Consider the following 16,525-nt stretch of genomic DNA (forward strand, 5'->3'; position numbering starts at 1 on the left):
GGTGATGCTCGGAACGGGCGTTTCCGCCGGGCTCAGGCGGCAGCGCCGACCGTACACATGGCGCTGGCGAGGCGGCACAGGTCGACGTGCAGCCGCGCAACCAGCAGATCGCCGGGCGTCTTGTCGCTCACGTCGTGGGAAACCATGGGGTCATCGTATCGATTCCCGGTCCGCATCCCGGTATGGCATCTCGCATGTTGGACGTTCGGTGTTCGTCAGGTGGACGGGGCCGGGGGCTCGGGCAGATAGACGACGGTGGGGGCGCCGGTCCGGGGGTGCGGTGTGATCTCGGCCTCCACCTCGTAGACGGCGGCCAGGAGGGCGGGGGTCAGGACCTCGGCCGGGGTGCCGGAGGCGACGACAGTACCCGCTCTGAGTACGTAAAGGCGGTCGCAGTAGTACGCGGCGAGATTCAGGTCGTGCAGGGCGAGCAGCTTGGTCGCCCCCAACTCCCGCATCAGGTTGAGGACTTCGAGCTGGTAGCGGATGTCCAGATGATTCGTCGGCTCGTCCAGGACGAAGAGCGCGGGCCGCTGGACCAGAGCGCGGGCGACGAGGGCCCGCTGGCGTTCGCCGCCGGAGAGGGAAGGGAAGTCGCGGTGGGCGAGCGCGGCGATGCCGACCCGGTCGAGCGCGGCGTCGGCCAGTGCGGTGTCGGCCGCCGTGTCCGCCTCCCAGAAGCGGCGGTGCGGGGAGCGGCCCATGGCGACGACCTCGCGGACGGTCAGCTCGAAGTCGCTCTGCCCGTCCTGCGGGACGGTGCCCACGTGCCGGGCGCGCGCCTTGGCGGTCATGCTGTGCAGGTCGTCCCCGTCCAGCAGCGCCCGGCCGTGGGTGGGGCGCAGCGCCCCGTACACGCAGCGCAGCAGGGTGGTCTTGCCGCTGCCGTTGGGGCCGACGAGTCCGACGGTCTCGCCGGGTGCGGCGGTGAGGTCGACGGCGTCGACGAGGTGCCGGCCGTCGCCGACTCCGTAGGAGAGTCCCTCGACGCGGAGCGAGGCGGCCGTACGGTCCTTCATACAGGGGCTCCTTCGGGGCGGCGGCGCATCAGCCACAGGAAGAACGGGCCGCCGGTGAGGGCGGTGAGGACGCCGACGGGGATGTCCTGCGGGGCGGCGACGGTACGGGCGGCGAGGTCCGCGACGACGAGTACGACGGCGCCGCCGAGCGCGGCGACGGGCAGCAGCGGCCGGTGCGCGGCCCCGACCGCCATGCGCGCGGCGTGCGGCACGAGCAGTCCGACGAAGCCGATGGCGCCGCTCGCGGCGACCATCACACCGGTGACGAGTGAGGCGAGGACGAACACGGCGGCGCGGAAGCGGGCGGTGTCCAGCCCGAGTACGGTCGCGCCCTCCTCCCCCACCAGCAGCAGGTCGAGCGGTCTGGCGAGCGCCGTGAGGACGGCGGTGCCGGCGACGAGGACGACGGCCGGGCCGGCGAGGGTGCCCCAGCGGGCGCTGCCGAGGCCGCCGAGGGACCAGAAGAGGGCTTCCTGGAAGTGCTCGGGCCGGGCCGAGACGACCAGGACGAGCGTGGTGAGCGCGGACAGGATGTACGAGACGGTCACCCCGGCCAGTACGAGCCGCCCGCCGGTCATCGTGCCGCCGCGCCGGGCCAGCGCGTAGACGAGGGCCATCGCGGTGAGCGAGCCGGCGAAGGCGGCGGCCGGCATGGCGAGGGTGGTGGTGATCCCGGCGCCGATGCCGCCGCCGACACCGAGGACCAGCACCAGCACGGCGCCGGCGGACGCCCCCGAGGAGATACCGAGGAGGAACGGGTCGGCCAGCCGGTTGCGTACGAGGGCCTGGAGGACGGTCCCGACGACGGCGAGCCCGGCGCCGACGACGGCGCCGAGCAGCACGCGCGGCAACCGCACGTCCAGGACGATCGTGCGGAAGGGGCTGGGCTCCGCGCCGCCGGTGAGGATCGTGAGGACCTCACCGGGCGGGATGCGGACGGAGCCGAGCGCGAGCCCGGCGACGACGGCGCACAGGAGGGCCGCGGCGAGCGAGGCGAGCACGAGGGCGTACCGCAGCCGGCGGGGGCCGGGCGGGGTCCGACAGGTCATGACGTGGTCCTAGGGCGTGTCCGGAATGCAGCGCCGTCCGCTCGCGGGACGGGGCCGCGGCGGCCGGCGGGTGCATCGCAGGCGGATGATCGGTGTGGTGGACGAACCGGCCGTACTCGGACGACTCCGGCAACGCGGCAAAGTGCCGTGCCAGGCGTCCCGGGCCCCCAAGATCCGCCGGACAGGGCCCCTGGCGTGTCCGGAAAGTAGCGCCGTCCGCCCGGAGGGGCGGGGCCCGCGACGGCCGGTGCGGTGCCTCGCAGGGCGGAGGACCGGTGTGGTGGATGGACCGGCCGTACTCGGCCGACTCCGACAACGCGAGGGGGCACCTCCCGGGCCCCCTCGGGGGCTACGGGGGAGAGGCGCCGTGCCAGGCGTCGCGGGCCGGGCGGGACTTTCCGGACACGGCCTAGAGGCCCGCCTCGGGGTGGAGTTGGGTCGCGAGGCGTTGGACGGCGGCGGGGGCGCGGACGCCGAGGACGGCGTCGGAGAGCGGCAGGACGGCGAAGCTCTTGTTCCTGATCGCCGGGACGTCCTTCAGTACGGGGTCCTCCAGCAGGCGCTTCTTCTTCTGCGCGACGGTGGTGGCGCCGTAGTCGTAGATCACGACCGTCTCGGGCTCGCGGGCCACGACCTGCTCCCAGGTGGCGTCGCCGAAGGACTTGTCGAGGTCGGCGAAGACGTTGCGCCCGCCGGCCCGCCGGATCAGCTCGTTGCCGATGCCCTTGCCCCCGGCGGTGAACGCGGTCTTGTCGCCGCTGTCGTAGACGAAGACCGGGACGGGCTTCACGTCTTCGAGCCCGGCGGCGGTGGTGGCGAGGGTGGTGCGTGCCCCGGCGGTCCACTTCTCGGCGCGGCCGGCGACACCGAAGGTGCGGCCGACCTCCCGGACCTCGCGGAACACGTCGTCCATGGAGGTCCGGCCCTCGGCGCAGTTCTCAAGGTTGAGCCGGGTGTCGATGCCGGCGCCCTTGAGCTCGTCGCGGGTGCGGCCGTCCTTGGCGGCGAAGGCGCTGGCGTAGCCGCCGTAGACGAAGTCGGGGTTCGCGGCGAGGAGTCTCTCCTTGGAGGGGTACTCCTCGGCGATGACCGGGACGCTGTCGTACGCCTTCTTGTGGGCGGGGAGGACCGCGTCGTCCAGCCAGGCGGTGCCGATGAGGGACTTGGTCAGACCGAGCTCGATCATGATCTCGGTGACGTGCTGGTTCATCGTGACCACGCGCTTCGGGGGCGCTTCGAAGGTGGTCTTCACACCGCAGTTGGTGACGGTGTACGGAAATCCGCCGGCCGGTGCCCCGGAGGCGGGGACGGGGTCCGGGCCGGTGCCGCAGGCGGCGAGCGGGAGCAGCAGCGGGAGCAGGACCGCCGGTATGAGGGCGTGGCGTCGCGAGGGCATGACTGGGCCTCCTCCGGGGGATTTCCGCGTCCCCTGGCATGGTGGGAGAAGGGCGACAGGTCAGTTCCTGGCTTCCGGGCCCCCGCTCGCGCGCGGGGCCCGGTCACAGTGGCGGGACCGTGCCGGATTCACACCGGCTTCCTGGGTCCTGCCGCCCTGGACGGCGTCAGTGTGTCAGATGACCTCGACCTCTTCTTCCGTGACCTCGCCGTCGACGATGCGGTACGAGCGGAACTGGAACGGGCCCATGTCGTCGGTGTCGGCCGTGGAGACCAGGACGTAGTGGGCGAACGGCTCCATCGCCAGGTCGATGTCCCGGCGCGAGGGGTACGCCTCGGTCGCGGTGTGCGAGTGGTAGATCACCACCAGGTCCTCGTTGCGCTCGCGCAGCTCGTTGTCGAGCTTCTTGTGGTCGTCCGCGTCGAACTCGTAGAACGTGGGCGAGCGGGCCGCGTTGAGCATGGGGATGAAGCGCTCGGGCCGGTCGCTGTCCTCGGGGCCCGCGATCACGCCGCACGCCTCGTCGGGGTGGTCCGCCCGCGCGTGGGCGACGATCTGGTCGTACAGCGCCTGGGTGATGGTCAGCATGAGGTGAAGGATAAACAGGTGGCCTCCGTGTGTGAGATACGGAGGCCACCTGGTGAGACGGGTTCCGGGACGCCCGGCGGCTGACGGGGAGCTGCCGGGGCGGCTGCCGGGCGGGCGTCAGTCGGAGGCCTTGACGAACTCCGGCTCGTTCGGGCCCTCGGGGGCGCGCGCCGCGAGTTCCGGGTTACGGCTCTTGAGCAGGGCCCAGCCCGCGACCAGGAACACCGCCCAGAGCGCGCCGACGTACAGCGAGACGCGGGCGTCGGAGTCGTACGCGATCAGACAGGTCACGAAGGACAGGAAGGCCAGCGCCGCCCAGCTGAGGGCCGAGCCGCCCGGAGCGGGGAACGAGGACGCCGGGAGCCGGCCCGCGACCACGGCGGAGCGGTACTTGATATGGCTGATGAGGATCATCATCCAGGTCCAGATACCGGCGGCGGTGGCCACCGAGGTGACGTACAGGAACGCCTTCTCGGGGACGACGTAGTTGAGGACGACGCCGATGCCCATCAGGGCGACGGACGCCGCGATGCCGGCGGCCGGTGTCCTGCGGCTGTTGAGCTTGCCCAGGGCCTGCGGCGCCTCCTTGTTGGCGGAGAGGTCGCGGAGCATCCGGCCGGTGGAGTACATGCCGGAGTTGCAGGACGACAGGGCTGCCGTCAGCACGACGAAGTTGACGATTCCGGCGCCGAGCGGGATGCCGATCTTGGCGAACGCGTGCACGAACGGGCTCTCGCCCTCACTGAATTCGGTCCACTTCACGACGGCGAGGATGACGGTGAGCGCGCCGACGTAGAAGACGATGATGCGCCAGGGCAGCGTGTTGATCGCCTTGGGGAGTGTCTTCTCCGGGTTCTCGGACTCGCCCGCCGTGACGCCGACGAGTTCGACGGCGAGGTAGGCGAACATGACGCCCTGGAGGGTCATCAGGCTGGAGCCGATGCCGTTGGGGAAGATCCCGCCGTGCTGCCAGAGGTTGCCGGTGGCGGCGGTGTCGCCCGCGTCCGAGAAGCCGAGGGTCAGGACGCCGAGGCCGATGACGATCATGCCGATGATGGCGGTGACCTTGACCATCGAGAACCAGAACTCGACCTCGCCGAAAATCTTGACGGAGATCAGGTTGACGCCGAAGAGCACCAGGAGGAAGACCAGGGCGCTGACCCACTGCGGGATCGCCGGGAACCAGAAGTGGATGTAGATCGCCGCCGCCGTGAGCTCGGCCATGCCGGTCACGATCCACATGAGCCAGTACGTCCAGCCGGTGACGTAGCCGAAGAACGGGCCGAGGAACTCGCGGGCGTACTCCGCGAAGGAGCCGGAGACCGGCCGGTAGAGCAGCAGTTCGCCGAGCGCCCGCATGATGAAGAAGATCACCACGCCGGCGAGGGCGTACATCAGGATGATGCTCGGCCCGGCCTTGGCGATGTTCGCGCCGGCGCCCATGAACAGGCCGACGCCGATCGCGCCGCCGATCGCGATCATCTGGACCTGGCGGCTGCCGAGTCCGCGTTCGTAGCCCTCCTCCGAGGTGTCTGCGGAGGGCTTGTCCGAGGTGTTGTCGACCTGTGGGGAGGTCATGGTGATGCGCCCTTTCTCCCTGCCTGTGCCGGTGGTCGTGAAGATTTACCACGGGCCGGGCCGCGATTCACGGAGGCGGCTGTGGTGCGGCCCACAGGAAGAAGCGGACAAATTTCCCCCGGAATCGCAAAGCATGCGGGGGCGGCGACGCGATCGTTATCCGGAGTCGAGTGTCCGTTGAGGAAACGGAGCATGTCCGTCCGCAGACTCTGCGACGGGGGTACACAGACCCTGTGACGGACCGGCCGGACGGACCCGTCGCGGGGCGGGGCGCGGGAGGTGCGACCCCGCATCCGTCACGGCATCATGGTCTCGACGAGCGTCTCCTGGAGCGCCCCGAGCCACAGGTACGCCATCACCATCGGCTTGCGGGGGTCCGAGTCCGGCAGCCGGTACAGGCTCTCGCCCTCGTCCTCGTCGGAGACGTCCAGCCTGCTGCCGATCGTCAGGCGCAGGTCGTTGAGCGCGCCGAGCCAGTGCCGGCAGTCCTCGGGCGTCAGCTTCAGTACGGCCCCGCCCTCGCCGGACGCGGAGAGGGCGTCCAGGTCGCGGACGACGGCCAGGCCGTCCTCGCGCTTGCGGCTCCGCAGGTCGTTCTCGGTGAAGCGCCTGAACTCGGAGGCGTACTCGCGCAGTTCGTCGTCGGTGTCGTCGCCGAAGCCGTACGCGTCCGGGAAGAGCCGGGCGAGCGCGGGGTCGGACGGCGGTTCGCTCGGCCCCTCCGCGAAGAGCGCGGCCAGGGGGTCCTCGCCCTGGGCCGGTTCGTCGCCGGGGCCGATCAGCTCCAGGAGCTGCACGGCGAGGGAGCGCAGGATGGAGATCTCGACCTCGTCGAGCGCGACGGCGGCGCCACCGCCGGGGATCGCCTCGAACTGCCCGGCCATCAGCCGGCGTCCTGGGAGAGCGTGGCCCACAGGCCGTATCCGTGCATCGCCTGCACGTCGCGTTCCATCTCCTCGCGGCTGCCGCTGGAGACGATGGCGCGGCCCTTCTGGTGGACGTCGAGCATCAGCTTGTGCGCCTTGTCCTTGGAGTAGCCGAAGTACGTCTGGAAGACGTAGGTCACATAACTCATGAGGTTGACCGGGTCGTTGTGGACGATCGTCATCCACGGCACGTCAGGTTCCGGGACGGTGAACGTCTCCTCGGCCGACTCGGGAAGTTCGATCTCTGTCGGGGCAACACTCACGGTTCGGGACGACCTTCTTCTCCGCCGGGGGTCCCGGGACGCGCCCCGGGATGCACAGCCTCACAGCCCCATGCTGCCACCAGGAGGGGCCTGTCGCACAAACGGCGGCCCCGGAGGCTTCCGAGTCGCCTCCGACCCGCCGGGCTCAGGGCGTTCACTAGAAATCGTCAAACTGACGAGATCCGCTGTAGCATCGCTCGTATGAACTCTGCGGACCTTGAGAACGGCCTGGCGAAGGACGAGGGCGGCCGACGGGTCGGCGTCCCGTCGACCGCGCTCTTCACCGACCAGTACGAGTTGACGATGCTGCGGGCGGCGCTGCGGGCGGGCACGGCCGAGCGCCGCTCCGTCTTCGAGGTGTTCACCCGGCGGCTGCCCGAGGGGCGGCGTTACGGAGTGGTCGCGGGTACCGGGCGCGTCCTCGACGCCGTCGAGAACTTCCGCTTCGACGAGGACGTCCTCGGCTTTCTGCGCGAGCGCGAGATCGTCGACGGCGCGACGCTCGACTGGCTCGCCGGCTACCGCTTCAGCGGGGACATCTGGGGCTACCGGGAGGGCGAGGTGTACTTCCCCGGCTCGCCGATCCTGCGGGTCGAGGGCTCCTTCGCCGAATGCGTGCTGCTGGAGACCGTGATCCTGTCGATCCTCAACCACGACTCGGCGATCGCCGCCGCCGCGTCCCGGATGTCGGCCGCGGCCGGCGGGCGCCCGCTGATCGAGATGGGCGCGCGCCGCACGCACGAACTGGCCGCCGTCGCCGCGTCGCGCGCCGCGTACGTGGGCGGCTTCGACACCACGTCGGACCTGGCGGCCGGGTTCCGTTACGGCATCCCGACGGTGGGCACCAGCGCGCACGCCTTCACGCTGCTGCACGACGACGAGCGGCACGCGTTCCAGGCCCAGGTCGACGCGCTCGGCAGCGGTACGACGCTGCTCGTGGACACCTACGACGTGGCGGAGGCGGTCCGGACGGCCGTGGACGTCGCGGGGCCCGAGCTGGGGGCCGTGCGCATCGACTCCGGCGACCTGCTGCTCGTCGCGCACCGGGTGCGGCAGCAACTGGACGAACTGGGCGCGGTGAACACCCGGATCGTGGTCACCTCCGACCTGGACGAGTACGCGATCGCCTCGCTGGCCGCGGCGCCGGTGGACGCCTACGGGGTCGGCACCCAGCTGGTCACCGGCAGCGGCAACCCGACCTGCTCCATGGTGTACAAACTGGTCGCCCGTGCCCACTCCGGCGATCCGAAGGCGCCGATGCACGCGGTGGCGAAGAAGGCGGTGGGCGGCAAGACGTCGATCGGCGGCCGCAAGTGGGCGGCGCGGCGGGTGGACGCCGAGGGGTACGCGGAGGCCGAGGTCGTCGGGACCGGGCCCGTACCCGCGGACCTGCTGGACCGGCAGCTACTGGTTGAGCTGGTCAAGGGCGGCGAGGTGGTCGCGCGCGAGCCCCTGGACGCGGTACGGGACCGGCACGTCGAGGCGCGGGCGGCGCTGCCGATGTCGGCGATCCAGCTGTCGCGCGGTGAGCCGGTCATCCCGACCGTCTACATGTGACGGGCACGAGGTTTGGAAGAGGGGTGGCACGCATGAACGGACGGCGACCGGGAACGCCAGGCTCCGAGAGGCCAACCGGAACGGGAAGCCATAGGCTCGGTGGCCCCCGCCCGCTCCCCAGCGAAGGACACCCGCCATGCACCGCGCACTGATAGTCGTGGACGTTCAGAACGACTTCTGCGAGGGCGGCAGCCTCGCGGTGTCGGGCGGCGCCGACGTGGCCGCCGCCATCACCGATCTGATCGGACAGACGACGGCCGGCTACCGCCACGTCGTCGCGACACGTGACCACCACATCGATCCGGGTGACCACTTCTCCGCGCGCCCCGATTTCGTGCACTCGTGGCCGGTGCACTGTGTGGCGGGCACGGAGGGGGTGGGCTTCCATCCGAACTTCGCGCCCGCGGTCGCCTCGGGTTCGATCGACGCGGTCTTCGACAAGGGCGCCTACGCGGCGGCGTACAGCGGCTTCGAGGGCGCCGACGAGAACGGGGTCCGGCTGGCGGAGTGGCTCAGGGCGCGCGAGGTGTCGGAGGTCGACGTGGTCGGCATCGCGACCGACCACTGCGTACGCGCGACCGCCCTGGACGCGGCGCGCGAGGGATTCACCACCCACGTGCTGCTGGACCTGACGGCGGGCGTCTCCAAGGAGACGACGGACCGCGCCCTGACGCAGATGCGCGAGGCGAACGTCCACCTGACGGGCAAGCCGGTGGTGTAGGCCGCGGGACCGGACGCAGCCGGCCCCCGGCCGGACCGGCCCCCACCGCGCCGCCGCAGCGCGGGCGGCCCGCGCCCCGTGCGGCTCTGCCACCGGACGTCCCGAGCCCGCCGGGTGGCCGCTACGCCGCGCTGCCGCTGTCCGTGCGAAGACCCGGGCGGCGCCAGGAGGGGGAGCCGGGTGGGGGGAGCGCCGGCGGGGGCGTGAAGGTGGGGCGCAGCGGTGGGCGGGGGTCGGGGGGCCCGTAGCGGCGGGCCGGGCGCAGCAGGGACCGTATGGGCTGCCAGAGCTCCTCCGCGCACTCCGGGGTGGCCCGCCAGACCAGACCGTCCGGATGGTGCAGCACCGCCGTGATCTCGTCCGGTGTCGGCGGTTCCGCGTTGCCGCGGAGATAGACGGCGCGCAGTCCCAGATTCCGCAGCCTGGTCAGGGCGCGGGCCCGGTTCATCGCGTGCACCAGGATCCGTACGGTGCGGCCCTCGGCGGCCGGGCTGGGCACGGTCAGCGCCACCACCACGGTCCCGTTCGGGAGCCTGCTGAAGCCTCCACCTGCCATGTGTCCTCGATCCCCCCGTGAGACGTCGTGTCAATAAGAGTCGGTAGGACGCACCTAAACACGATCGGCCGCCGCCCGCTAGGGGGCGACGGCCGATCATGGTTTGACCTGCGGTTATGCCTTTTACTTGGTCGAGCGGTCCACCTTCACCGTGACCGTGGAGCCACTGAGCGGCTCCTTCACGATGCTGATCTTGGTGTTGGTGTCAGGAACGTCGACACCGGCGGTGGGGTTCTCCTCGTACCAGTACGTGCCCTTGCGGTCGTCGAAGACGGGCTTGCCCGCCTGCGCGGCGATCCGCTGCGCCACGTCGGCCTTGTGGAGCTTGAACGAGTCGGTCGGGAACCAGCTGAACGACGAGTCGAACGCCTGGATCCTGTTGCGCATCAGCGTGCCGTCCGCCCACTTCAGGGGCTTGGCGTGCGCGTCGACCGGCAGGATCAGACCCTTGCCGGGGTGGACGCTGGTGTTGTTGTCCTTCTGCGAGGTGTCCCAGAGCCAGATCATCAGGCCGTTCTGGTACGCGTAGTGCTCGACCCAGCCGTCCTTCGGCGCCTTGAAGCCGAAGTTGTACGGGCCCGACTTGAGGGTCTTGTCGTAGCTGACGTACTGCCGGTTCTCCGCGATGTAGAACTGGTCGTAGTCCTGGGTGAACGACTCACCGATGCGCGAGAAGCCCTTCGCGGTCCAGCCCGCGTCGTCCGCCTCGGCGTTGTCGGTGAACAGCGGGGCGCCGTCGGCGACGACACTGATCGTGTCGGCCGCGAAGCCCTTGCCGCCCGCGCCGCCGTCCGTCTGGTAGCGGAAGCGGACGTCGACCTTCTTGCCCGCGTACGCGTCCAGCGTGTAGACGAGCTTCTTGTGGGCGCCGGAGACACCGGTCAGGGCCGGCTTGTCGCCCGCGTCACGCGTGATGGCCTTGCCGTCGGCGGTGCCGTCGACCGGGGTCCAGTTGGTGCCGTCCTCCGACACCTCGGCGTACAGGTAGTCGTAGTTGGCCTCGATGTCCCACCAGCCGTCCAGTTCCAGCGACGCCTTGGCCTTGCCGGTGAGGTCGACGGAGCGGGTGAGGGTGTTCTTGAGGTCGTCACCCATGTCGCTCCACCACTGCTTGGAGCCCTCGGCGGGCTTCACGACAGTCGTGGTGACCGGCTTCTTCGGCAGCTCGACGACGAGCGCCTGCGGGTTCTTCGTGTTGTACGCGGAAACGCCCAGCTTGTGGGTCGACGCCGTCGCGGCCTTGGCCTCGTCGTAGTCGAGCCAGCCCAGCTGGAGCTTGTCCCAGGCGGTCATGTCGCCGGGCAGGTCGCCGATCTCGCCCTGGCCCCGGCCGAGCCAGGAACCGGAGGACATCAGGGACCAGAATCCGGTGGAGTTCTCGCCGCCGCCCGAGGTGTCGTACAGGTCGGGCAGACCGAGGTCGTGGCCGTACTCGTGCGCGAAGACGCCGAGTCCGCCGTTCTCCGGCTGCATCGTGTAGTCGCCGACCCAGATGCCGGTCTCACCGATCTGGGTTCCGCCGGACTTGTTGTCCGCGGGGCCCGTCTTGCCGGCGTCCGTGCCGTACGCGTACCAGCGGTGCGCCCACAGGGCGTTCTCGCCCTCGGCGCCGCCGCCGGCCGACTCGTCCTCGCCCGCGTGGACGATCTGGAAGTGGTCGATGTACCCGTCGGGCTCGTTGAAGTCGCCGTCGCCGTCGAAGTCGTAGCGGTCCCACTCGTCGTACGACGCGAGGTCGGCCTTGATCTGCGCGTCCGTCCGGCCCTTGGCCTTCTGGTCGGCGGCCCAGGCGGTGGTGCCGTCGCGCACCGCGTCCCAGACGTTGGCGCAGTTGGAGTCGCCGCAGTAGTTCGAGCCGTAACGGGCCTCGTTGTACTTGACCTTGACCCAGTCGGAGACCGCACCGTCGACCGAGTACCGGCCGGACGAGGTCTTCTCGTAGTAGGTCTTCAGCGACTCCTTCGGCTTGCCGGCCGCGTCCTTGCCCTCACCGAAGTAGAGGTCCTGGAAGTGCTGCTGGTTGTAGTCGGCCTGCCAGGCGGTGGAGTTGTCCACCTTCCGGTCGGGCTCCGCTATCTCGTTGTGCTGCGGGCCGGGCTCGCCGCCGTACTTCTTGATGGGGGCCTCGGGGCCGTCCGCACCGTCGGGGTCGTACATGGTGGTGTCGTCGACCTCGTCGCCGAACTCCACCAGGATCGTGAAGATCTTGTCGGTCTTCTCCCGGCCGAGCTCGACGTACTTCTTGTCGTCGAGCTTGACGACCTTGGAGCCGTCGCGCTTGAGGACCTTCGCGTCGCCGGCCAGCACCTGCTCCAGGGCGGCCTTCCGCTGCTGCTCCTGCTGCTTGCTGAAGGGGCCTTCGAGGTCGTGCTCGACATGGCCCTTCTGCGGCGCCGGGTCGCGGCGCTCGATACTCGCCGGACCTGCTGTGGGGCTGTCCTCGGCCTGCGCCGGGGTGAGCGCCGACGCCGTCGCGGCTGCCGTGGCGAGGGCCACGAACACCGCGGACGCTCTGATCGCCCGTCGATTGATGGTCACTTGACGTTTCCTCTCCCCGCACCCGGAGTCCGCGGACCGGATGTGTGGGGATCCGCGCGCGGGGTGCGCGTCACAAGTGACGACATTCGACCGGAGTTGAAGGAGAAAAGACAGCCCTTGACTTGAACAGGCCAAGTGCACTATGCACGAGTTCAGTTCCGGAATCCGGACACCGAAGGACCGGACTGCGGGCGCACCGAGGTGTCATATAGCGGGGGCGTGTGACTCCGTGCGCCCCCCATGCTCCGGCCTCGTGGGTTAGGTCACGCTTACTGTCGGTTCCTGCCGGGCATTCACCGTCGTAGGGTCATTTGACAGAGCGACCCCGCGGAGACACGCGAGACACCCCCAACACCCCCGAAATCAATCCCGATTGCCCCGAGGGACGGATACAGCCATGCCGCGTCCGACTGCCGCACAGCTTGCCTACGGTTCCGCAACCGTCGTCCTCGCCACACTCTCGATGCTGCTGCTCTCCGGCGTCACGTCGGTCGTCGGCATCGCGGTGATCGCGCTCGTCGCCCTCTGTCTCGGCGTTCTGGTGTCCGTGAAGGCGGCCGAGCCACGCAGCTCGACAGCCACTCATCCGGTGTCCGCCGGTCGTACGGAGCACGTCAGTACCTCCTCGTCCTCGGGCCCCGCCACCGGATCGTCGTCCGCCGCGCAGACCCGGGTTCCGGCGTCACTGCGCCGCTGACACCACCACGGTCTTCGCCGCCTTGTCGTGCAGCCCCTGCCGGTAGGGCCGGTCGACCAGGATCAGAATCAGGATCAGCAGCGGCCAGAAGCAGGCGCAGCAGACGAGTGCGGGGACCCAGAGCACGAGGGCCCGCAGGAGCGAGGACCGGGAGTCGGGCACGCGTCCGTCGTTGAGCATCGCCACGCGGATCTTGAAGAGCCGCTTGCCGAGGGTCTGGCCGCCCCACTGCGTCATGACCGCGTCGTAGCCGACGAACGCCACGATGGTGATGATCCGGAAGACCCACTGCCCGCCGCCGTTCACGCCGTTGACAGCGTCGTCCCAGTTGTCGGAGCTGTTCGACCAGCGGTGGTAGACGTTGAACGGGATGCTGATGAGCGCGAGCGGGATCGCGACGATGATCCAGTCGACGATCCGCGCGAGGATGCGCTTGCCCATGGGCGCGAGCGGCGGCATGCCGCGGAGCGGATCGTTCCCGCCGTACGGGTCACCGGGAGGCGGCGGCGCGGATCCGCCGTACGGGTCGCCCGGCGGCGGCGGGTTGGCACCGCCGTACGGTTCACCGTAACGAGGCGGCGTACCGCCACCCGGAGGCGTACCACCGGCCGGCGGCGGCCCGTCGGGCGGCGGCTGCTTGCGGAACGGGTCGTCCTCGGGCGGCTGACCGGGCGTCGGCTGATCGTTGCTCATGGGGGCAGTGCACCCCGCCGTGCGGCTGCCCGCAACGGCTCACCGGCCGTTCGGGGGAGCCGCCACCGCCCGCGGATGACCCCGCGTCACCCCGCGACGAACGTACGCGCCGCCTTGTCGTGCCAGCACTGCCGCCACGGCCGGTCGAAGACGCACCACAGCACGTTCAGTACGCCGACGACGAGCACCCCGAGCACCCCGTACACGAGCCAGCGGCGCAGCGCCGAGCCGAAGGAGGGGGCCTCGAACGACTCGATGTCCCGCACCTCCAGACCGCACAGCTTCTTGCCGAGTGTCCGGCCCCACTTGGCGGTCGGCAGCGCCTCGTACAGGACGCCGATGACCAGCAGCGCGGCGAGCACCGCGCCGAAGTAGCCGGCGGTCGTGCCGTCGATCAGCCAGACCGTGACGGTCTCGCCGGTCTGCTTCGCGGCCTCGACCTTGTCGTCGATGTGGGCGAGCGCCTTGGACACCAGAGGTACGGAGACGGCACCGACGATCCCGAGGAGGACGACGCTGTCGATCAGCCGGGCGGCGAACCGCTTGCCCAGTCCGGCGGGGCGCGCCGCCGCCTGGGCCTGGGCGGCTTGCAGGAACGGGTCGTTGACCGGTGGCTTCCACGGCACCACCGGCCCTCCCGCGGCCGGGTCGGCGCCGGTGGACGGCGTGCCCGGTGACTGCGCGAGCTGGTGCACCTGCTGCGCCCAGGAGGGCGAACCGCCGCCGGGGCCGGGTGCGAGCGGGCCGGTGGCGGGGGGCTGCATGGAGCGGAACTGGAGCGGGTCGGGCTGCTGCGGGGTGTGCGGCTGGGGTTGGGGCTGGTGCGGCTGAGGTTGGGGCTGGTGCGGCTGCTGAGGTGTCTGCGGCGGGGCCGCCGCCGGGCCGCCGGAGCGGGGCCGCACGGCGCGGATGGCCATGGTGCCCTCGGTCTGACCCGTACGGCCCGTGGCCTGCTCGCCTCGCGGACCGCCGCCCACCGGGCGGATGGTGACGGTGCCGTCGGTGGGCGCCTCGGCGCCTCGCGGCGCGGGGCCGGTGCCCGCGTCCGGGCGCGGGCCCCGGCCCCCGCGTCCGGGGCGCGGGACGCGGATCGCGACCGTGCCCTCGGGGGGTGAGTCGCCGTCACCCGGGCCCGAGCCGGGGCCGGGGCCCAGGGCCCGTACGCCGGGCAGCGCGCCGCCGGTGGGATCGGCAGGGGGCTCCGCCGCCTGGCCGGGCACCCGGGGGTCGCGCGAGTCCCGCCCGTACCGGGGGTCCTTGGCGTCCTCCGGTTCCGGCGCGCCCTGCGCGGCGGGCCGGCTCCGCGCGTCCTGCGGACCCTCGCCCCAGGAGACGCGGGCGTCGCGCTCGCCGCCGAAGCCGCTCTGCCTGCGGGCGTCGGCCTGCCAGACGGAGGCCGGTTCCTGACGGGGCTCCCCGGCGGGGTCCTCGTCGAAGAACATCGGCCCCGTCTCCTCGACCGCCGGGGCCGGGGTCCGCCGGGCCGCCGGGCCGGGGGGCGCCGCGGCCACCCCCGGGGGCGGTTCCGGCATGGCCTCGCCGGACTGCGGCGCCGGCCGGCTGGTGCCGGGTACCCAGGACCCGCCGTTCCAGTACCGGACATAGCCGGGGATGGACGGGTCCGGGTAGTAGCCGGGGGAAGGGCTGCCGTCTCCGGTTGCCGAGGTCGGGGCGCTCATCACCGTGGTCCCGTATCTCTTCGATGGGCTCAACTCAAGGGTCCACATCTATCAGACCACCGCACGGCCCCGGGTCCATCCAGCCGTTTGGACCTCGATTCGGTCACGAAAGAGTCACGGTACGTCGCGGGAGCAAGTTCTTGCCCGAAGTCGCGTAATCAACGCGGGAGTCGGCGCTCTCAAACGGTACGGCCCACACCCCGGGCACCGTACGACGAAGGAGCACTGACATGCACAGCGTGATGGAACGCGAACTGGAGCTCAATCTGGTGCTCTCGCCCGAGCGCAGCATCCCCGTCCCCGCCCGGCTGACGTATCGCACGGCGGATCCGTACGCGGTGCACATCTCCTTCCACATCGGCTCGGACACCCCGGTCAACTGGACGTTCGCACGCGAACTCCTGGTCGAGGGGGTGTTCCGGCCGTGCGGCCACGGTGACGTACGGATCTGGCCCACGAAGGTCGACGGGCGCACCGTCCTGTGCGTGGCCCTGTCCTCCCCCGACGGCGACGCGCTCCTGGAGGCGCCGTCGGGGGCGGTGTCGGCGTGGCTGGAGCGGACGCTGCGGCTGGTGCCGCCGGGGACGGAGACGGACCGGCTGGGGATCGACGCGGGGCTGGAGCTGCTGCTGGCCCCGATGCCGGCCGACGATCTGTGGCTGCGGGACCCATGGCCCTCCGACGAGTCCGCCGACGGAGAGTCCTGACGCCCGCCGCCGGTGTCCGGGTCCGCGTCGGCGACCGTGCCCTCAGTCGACGATGTACGTATGGGTGATGAATTCGAGCGAGTGGCCGTCGGGGTCGTCGAGATAGACCCCGCGGCCCCCGTGGTGATGGTTGATCCGCTGCGGCTGCTCGTGCCTCGGGTCGGCCCAGTAGGGGAGTTCGCGGTCCTTCATACGTGTGAAGATCTCGTCGAACTCCTCCTCGGACACCAGGAAGGCCAGGTGCTGGCTGACGATGTCCGAGTCCGGGGACGAGTCGAGATAGTCGAGGGTGACTCCCCCGTCGAGCGGCAGGCTCGCGAACGGCCCGAAGGGCTTGGGCTCGGGCTCACCGATCAGCTCCGCGAGAAAGCGCGCGGAGGCGAACCGGTCGCGGCTGAGGACGATGGTGTGGTCAAGACGGGCGGGCACGGAACCTCCCCGGTCGAAGTGCGGTCAACTGCGGCTGACCTGCTCCTTGTCGCCTTCACGGTAGGCCGCCCCGCTCCGCCGGGCCATCGGACTTTGGCCGTACGACGTACTGTGTACGGCCAAAGTCCG

At 70.9% G+C, this 16,525-nt stretch carries 16 protein-coding genes, 1 pseudogene and 1 riboswitch; of the genes and pseudogenes, 4 read left to right on the forward strand and 13 right to left on the reverse strand.

Going from position 1 to position 16,525, the window contains the following annotated elements:
* Positions 1-32 precede the first annotated feature (32 nt).
* The 8 genes from SSPS47_RS36180 to clpS all read right to left on the reverse strand — a co-directional run bounded on the left by SSPS47_RS36180 (position 33) and on the right by clpS (position 6,819).
* On the reverse strand, positions 33-146 hold the full coding sequence (locus tag SSPS47_RS36180) for a putative leader peptide (RefSeq protein WP_329033241.1): 114 nt from the start codon (positions 144-146) through the stop codon (positions 33-35).
* A gap of 69 nt (positions 147-215) precedes the next feature.
* The gene (locus SSPS47_RS11325; RefSeq protein WP_164250735.1) at positions 216-1,019 is read right to left on the reverse strand and encodes an ABC transporter ATP-binding protein; all 804 of its coding nucleotides are present in this window, start codon (positions 1,017-1,019) and stop codon (positions 216-218) included.
* Positions 1,016-2,068: an iron ABC transporter permease gene (locus SSPS47_RS11330; RefSeq protein WP_164250737.1), complete on the reverse strand. Its 1,053-nt coding sequence runs from the start codon at positions 2,066-2,068 to the stop codon at positions 1,016-1,018. Before SSPS47_RS11330 ends, SSPS47_RS11325 begins: the two co-directional genes overlap by 4 nt.
* Before the next feature lie 409 nt (positions 2,069-2,477).
* Positions 2,478-3,464, reverse strand: a complete 987-nt coding sequence (locus tag SSPS47_RS11335; RefSeq protein ID WP_164250739.1) for an ABC transporter substrate-binding protein — start codon at positions 3,462-3,464, stop codon at positions 2,478-2,480.
* A 40-nt stretch (positions 3,465-3,504) separates the two neighbouring features.
* Positions 3,505-3,639: riboswitch (cobalamin riboswitch) on the reverse strand.
* The gene (locus SSPS47_RS11340) at positions 3,639-4,052 is read right to left on the reverse strand and encodes a M67 family metallopeptidase (protein WP_164250741.1); all 414 of its coding nucleotides are present in this window, start codon (positions 4,050-4,052) and stop codon (positions 3,639-3,641) included. (Overlaps the previous riboswitch by 1 nt.)
* 117 nt (positions 4,053-4,169) lie before the next feature.
* Complete coding sequence (locus tag SSPS47_RS11345; RefSeq protein ID WP_164250743.1) at positions 4,170-5,630, reverse strand: amino acid permease; 1,461 nt, start codon at positions 5,628-5,630, stop codon at positions 4,170-4,172.
* Between the two features lie 296 nt (positions 5,631-5,926).
* Complete coding sequence (locus SSPS47_RS11350) at positions 5,927-6,514, reverse strand: DUF2017 domain-containing protein (RefSeq protein WP_164250745.1); 588 nt, start codon at positions 6,512-6,514, stop codon at positions 5,927-5,929.
* Entirely contained in the window at positions 6,514-6,819 is a 306-nt protein-coding gene (gene clpS / locus SSPS47_RS11355) for an ATP-dependent Clp protease adapter ClpS (protein WP_147875504.1), read from the reverse strand. Before clpS ends, SSPS47_RS11350 begins: the two co-directional genes overlap by 1 nt.
* A 201-nt stretch (positions 6,820-7,020) precedes the next feature.
* Here clpS and SSPS47_RS11360 point away from each other — a divergent pair, with 201 nt between their 5' ends.
* The gene (locus tag SSPS47_RS11360) at positions 7,021-8,376 is read left to right on the forward strand and encodes a nicotinate phosphoribosyltransferase (protein ID WP_164250747.1); all 1,356 of its coding nucleotides are present in this window, start codon (positions 7,021-7,023) and stop codon (positions 8,374-8,376) included.
* Positions 8,377-8,512: 136 nt separating this feature from the next.
* A complete protein-coding gene (locus tag SSPS47_RS11365) occupies positions 8,513-9,097 on the forward strand; it encodes an isochorismatase family protein (RefSeq protein ID WP_147875506.1) in 585 nt (194 codons plus the stop codon).
* Positions 9,098-9,350: 253 nt separating this feature from the next.
* Here the strand turns inward: SSPS47_RS11365 and SSPS47_RS11370 are convergent.
* Positions 9,351-9,653, reverse strand: a pseudogene (locus SSPS47_RS11370) (hypothetical protein); the annotation flags it as partial.
* 123 nt (positions 9,654-9,776) lie between these two features.
* Positions 9,777-12,191 (reverse strand): immune inhibitor A domain-containing protein, encoded by a 2,415-nt coding sequence (locus SSPS47_RS11375; protein ID WP_147875507.1) that lies wholly within the window; start codon positions 12,189-12,191, stop codon positions 9,777-9,779.
* Between the two features lie 397 nt (positions 12,192-12,588).
* Here SSPS47_RS11375 and SSPS47_RS11380 point away from each other — a divergent pair, with 397 nt between their 5' ends.
* Complete coding sequence (locus tag SSPS47_RS11380) at positions 12,589-12,888, forward strand: hypothetical protein (RefSeq protein WP_164250749.1); 300 nt, start codon at positions 12,589-12,591, stop codon at positions 12,886-12,888.
* Here the strand turns inward: SSPS47_RS11380 and SSPS47_RS11385 are convergent.
* A complete protein-coding gene (locus SSPS47_RS11385) occupies positions 12,874-13,581 on the reverse strand; it encodes an RDD family protein (protein WP_164250751.1) in 708 nt (235 codons plus the stop codon). The two genes, SSPS47_RS11380 and SSPS47_RS11385, sit on opposite strands and share 15 nt — an antisense overlap.
* Positions 13,582-13,667: 86 nt before the next feature.
* Positions 13,668-15,260, reverse strand: a complete 1,593-nt coding sequence (locus SSPS47_RS11390; RefSeq protein ID WP_164250752.1) for an RDD family protein — start codon at positions 15,258-15,260, stop codon at positions 13,668-13,670.
* Positions 15,261-15,490: 230 nt separating this feature from the next.
* Here SSPS47_RS11390 and SSPS47_RS11395 point away from each other — a divergent pair, with 230 nt between their 5' ends.
* Entirely contained in the window at positions 15,491-15,967 is a 477-nt protein-coding gene (locus SSPS47_RS11395) for an SsgA family sporulation/cell division regulator (RefSeq protein ID WP_164250754.1), read from the forward strand.
* 42 nt (positions 15,968-16,009) lie between these two features.
* Here the strand turns inward: SSPS47_RS11395 and SSPS47_RS11400 are convergent, their stop codons facing one another.
* Positions 16,010-16,396, reverse strand: a complete 387-nt coding sequence (locus tag SSPS47_RS11400; protein ID WP_147875512.1) for a VOC family protein — start codon at positions 16,394-16,396, stop codon at positions 16,010-16,012.
* Between the last annotated feature and the right edge of the window lie 129 nt (positions 16,397-16,525).

This window comes from Streptomyces sp. S4.7, assembly GCF_010384365.1.
Lineage (GTDB): Bacteria > Actinomycetota > Actinomycetes > Streptomycetales > Streptomycetaceae > Streptomyces.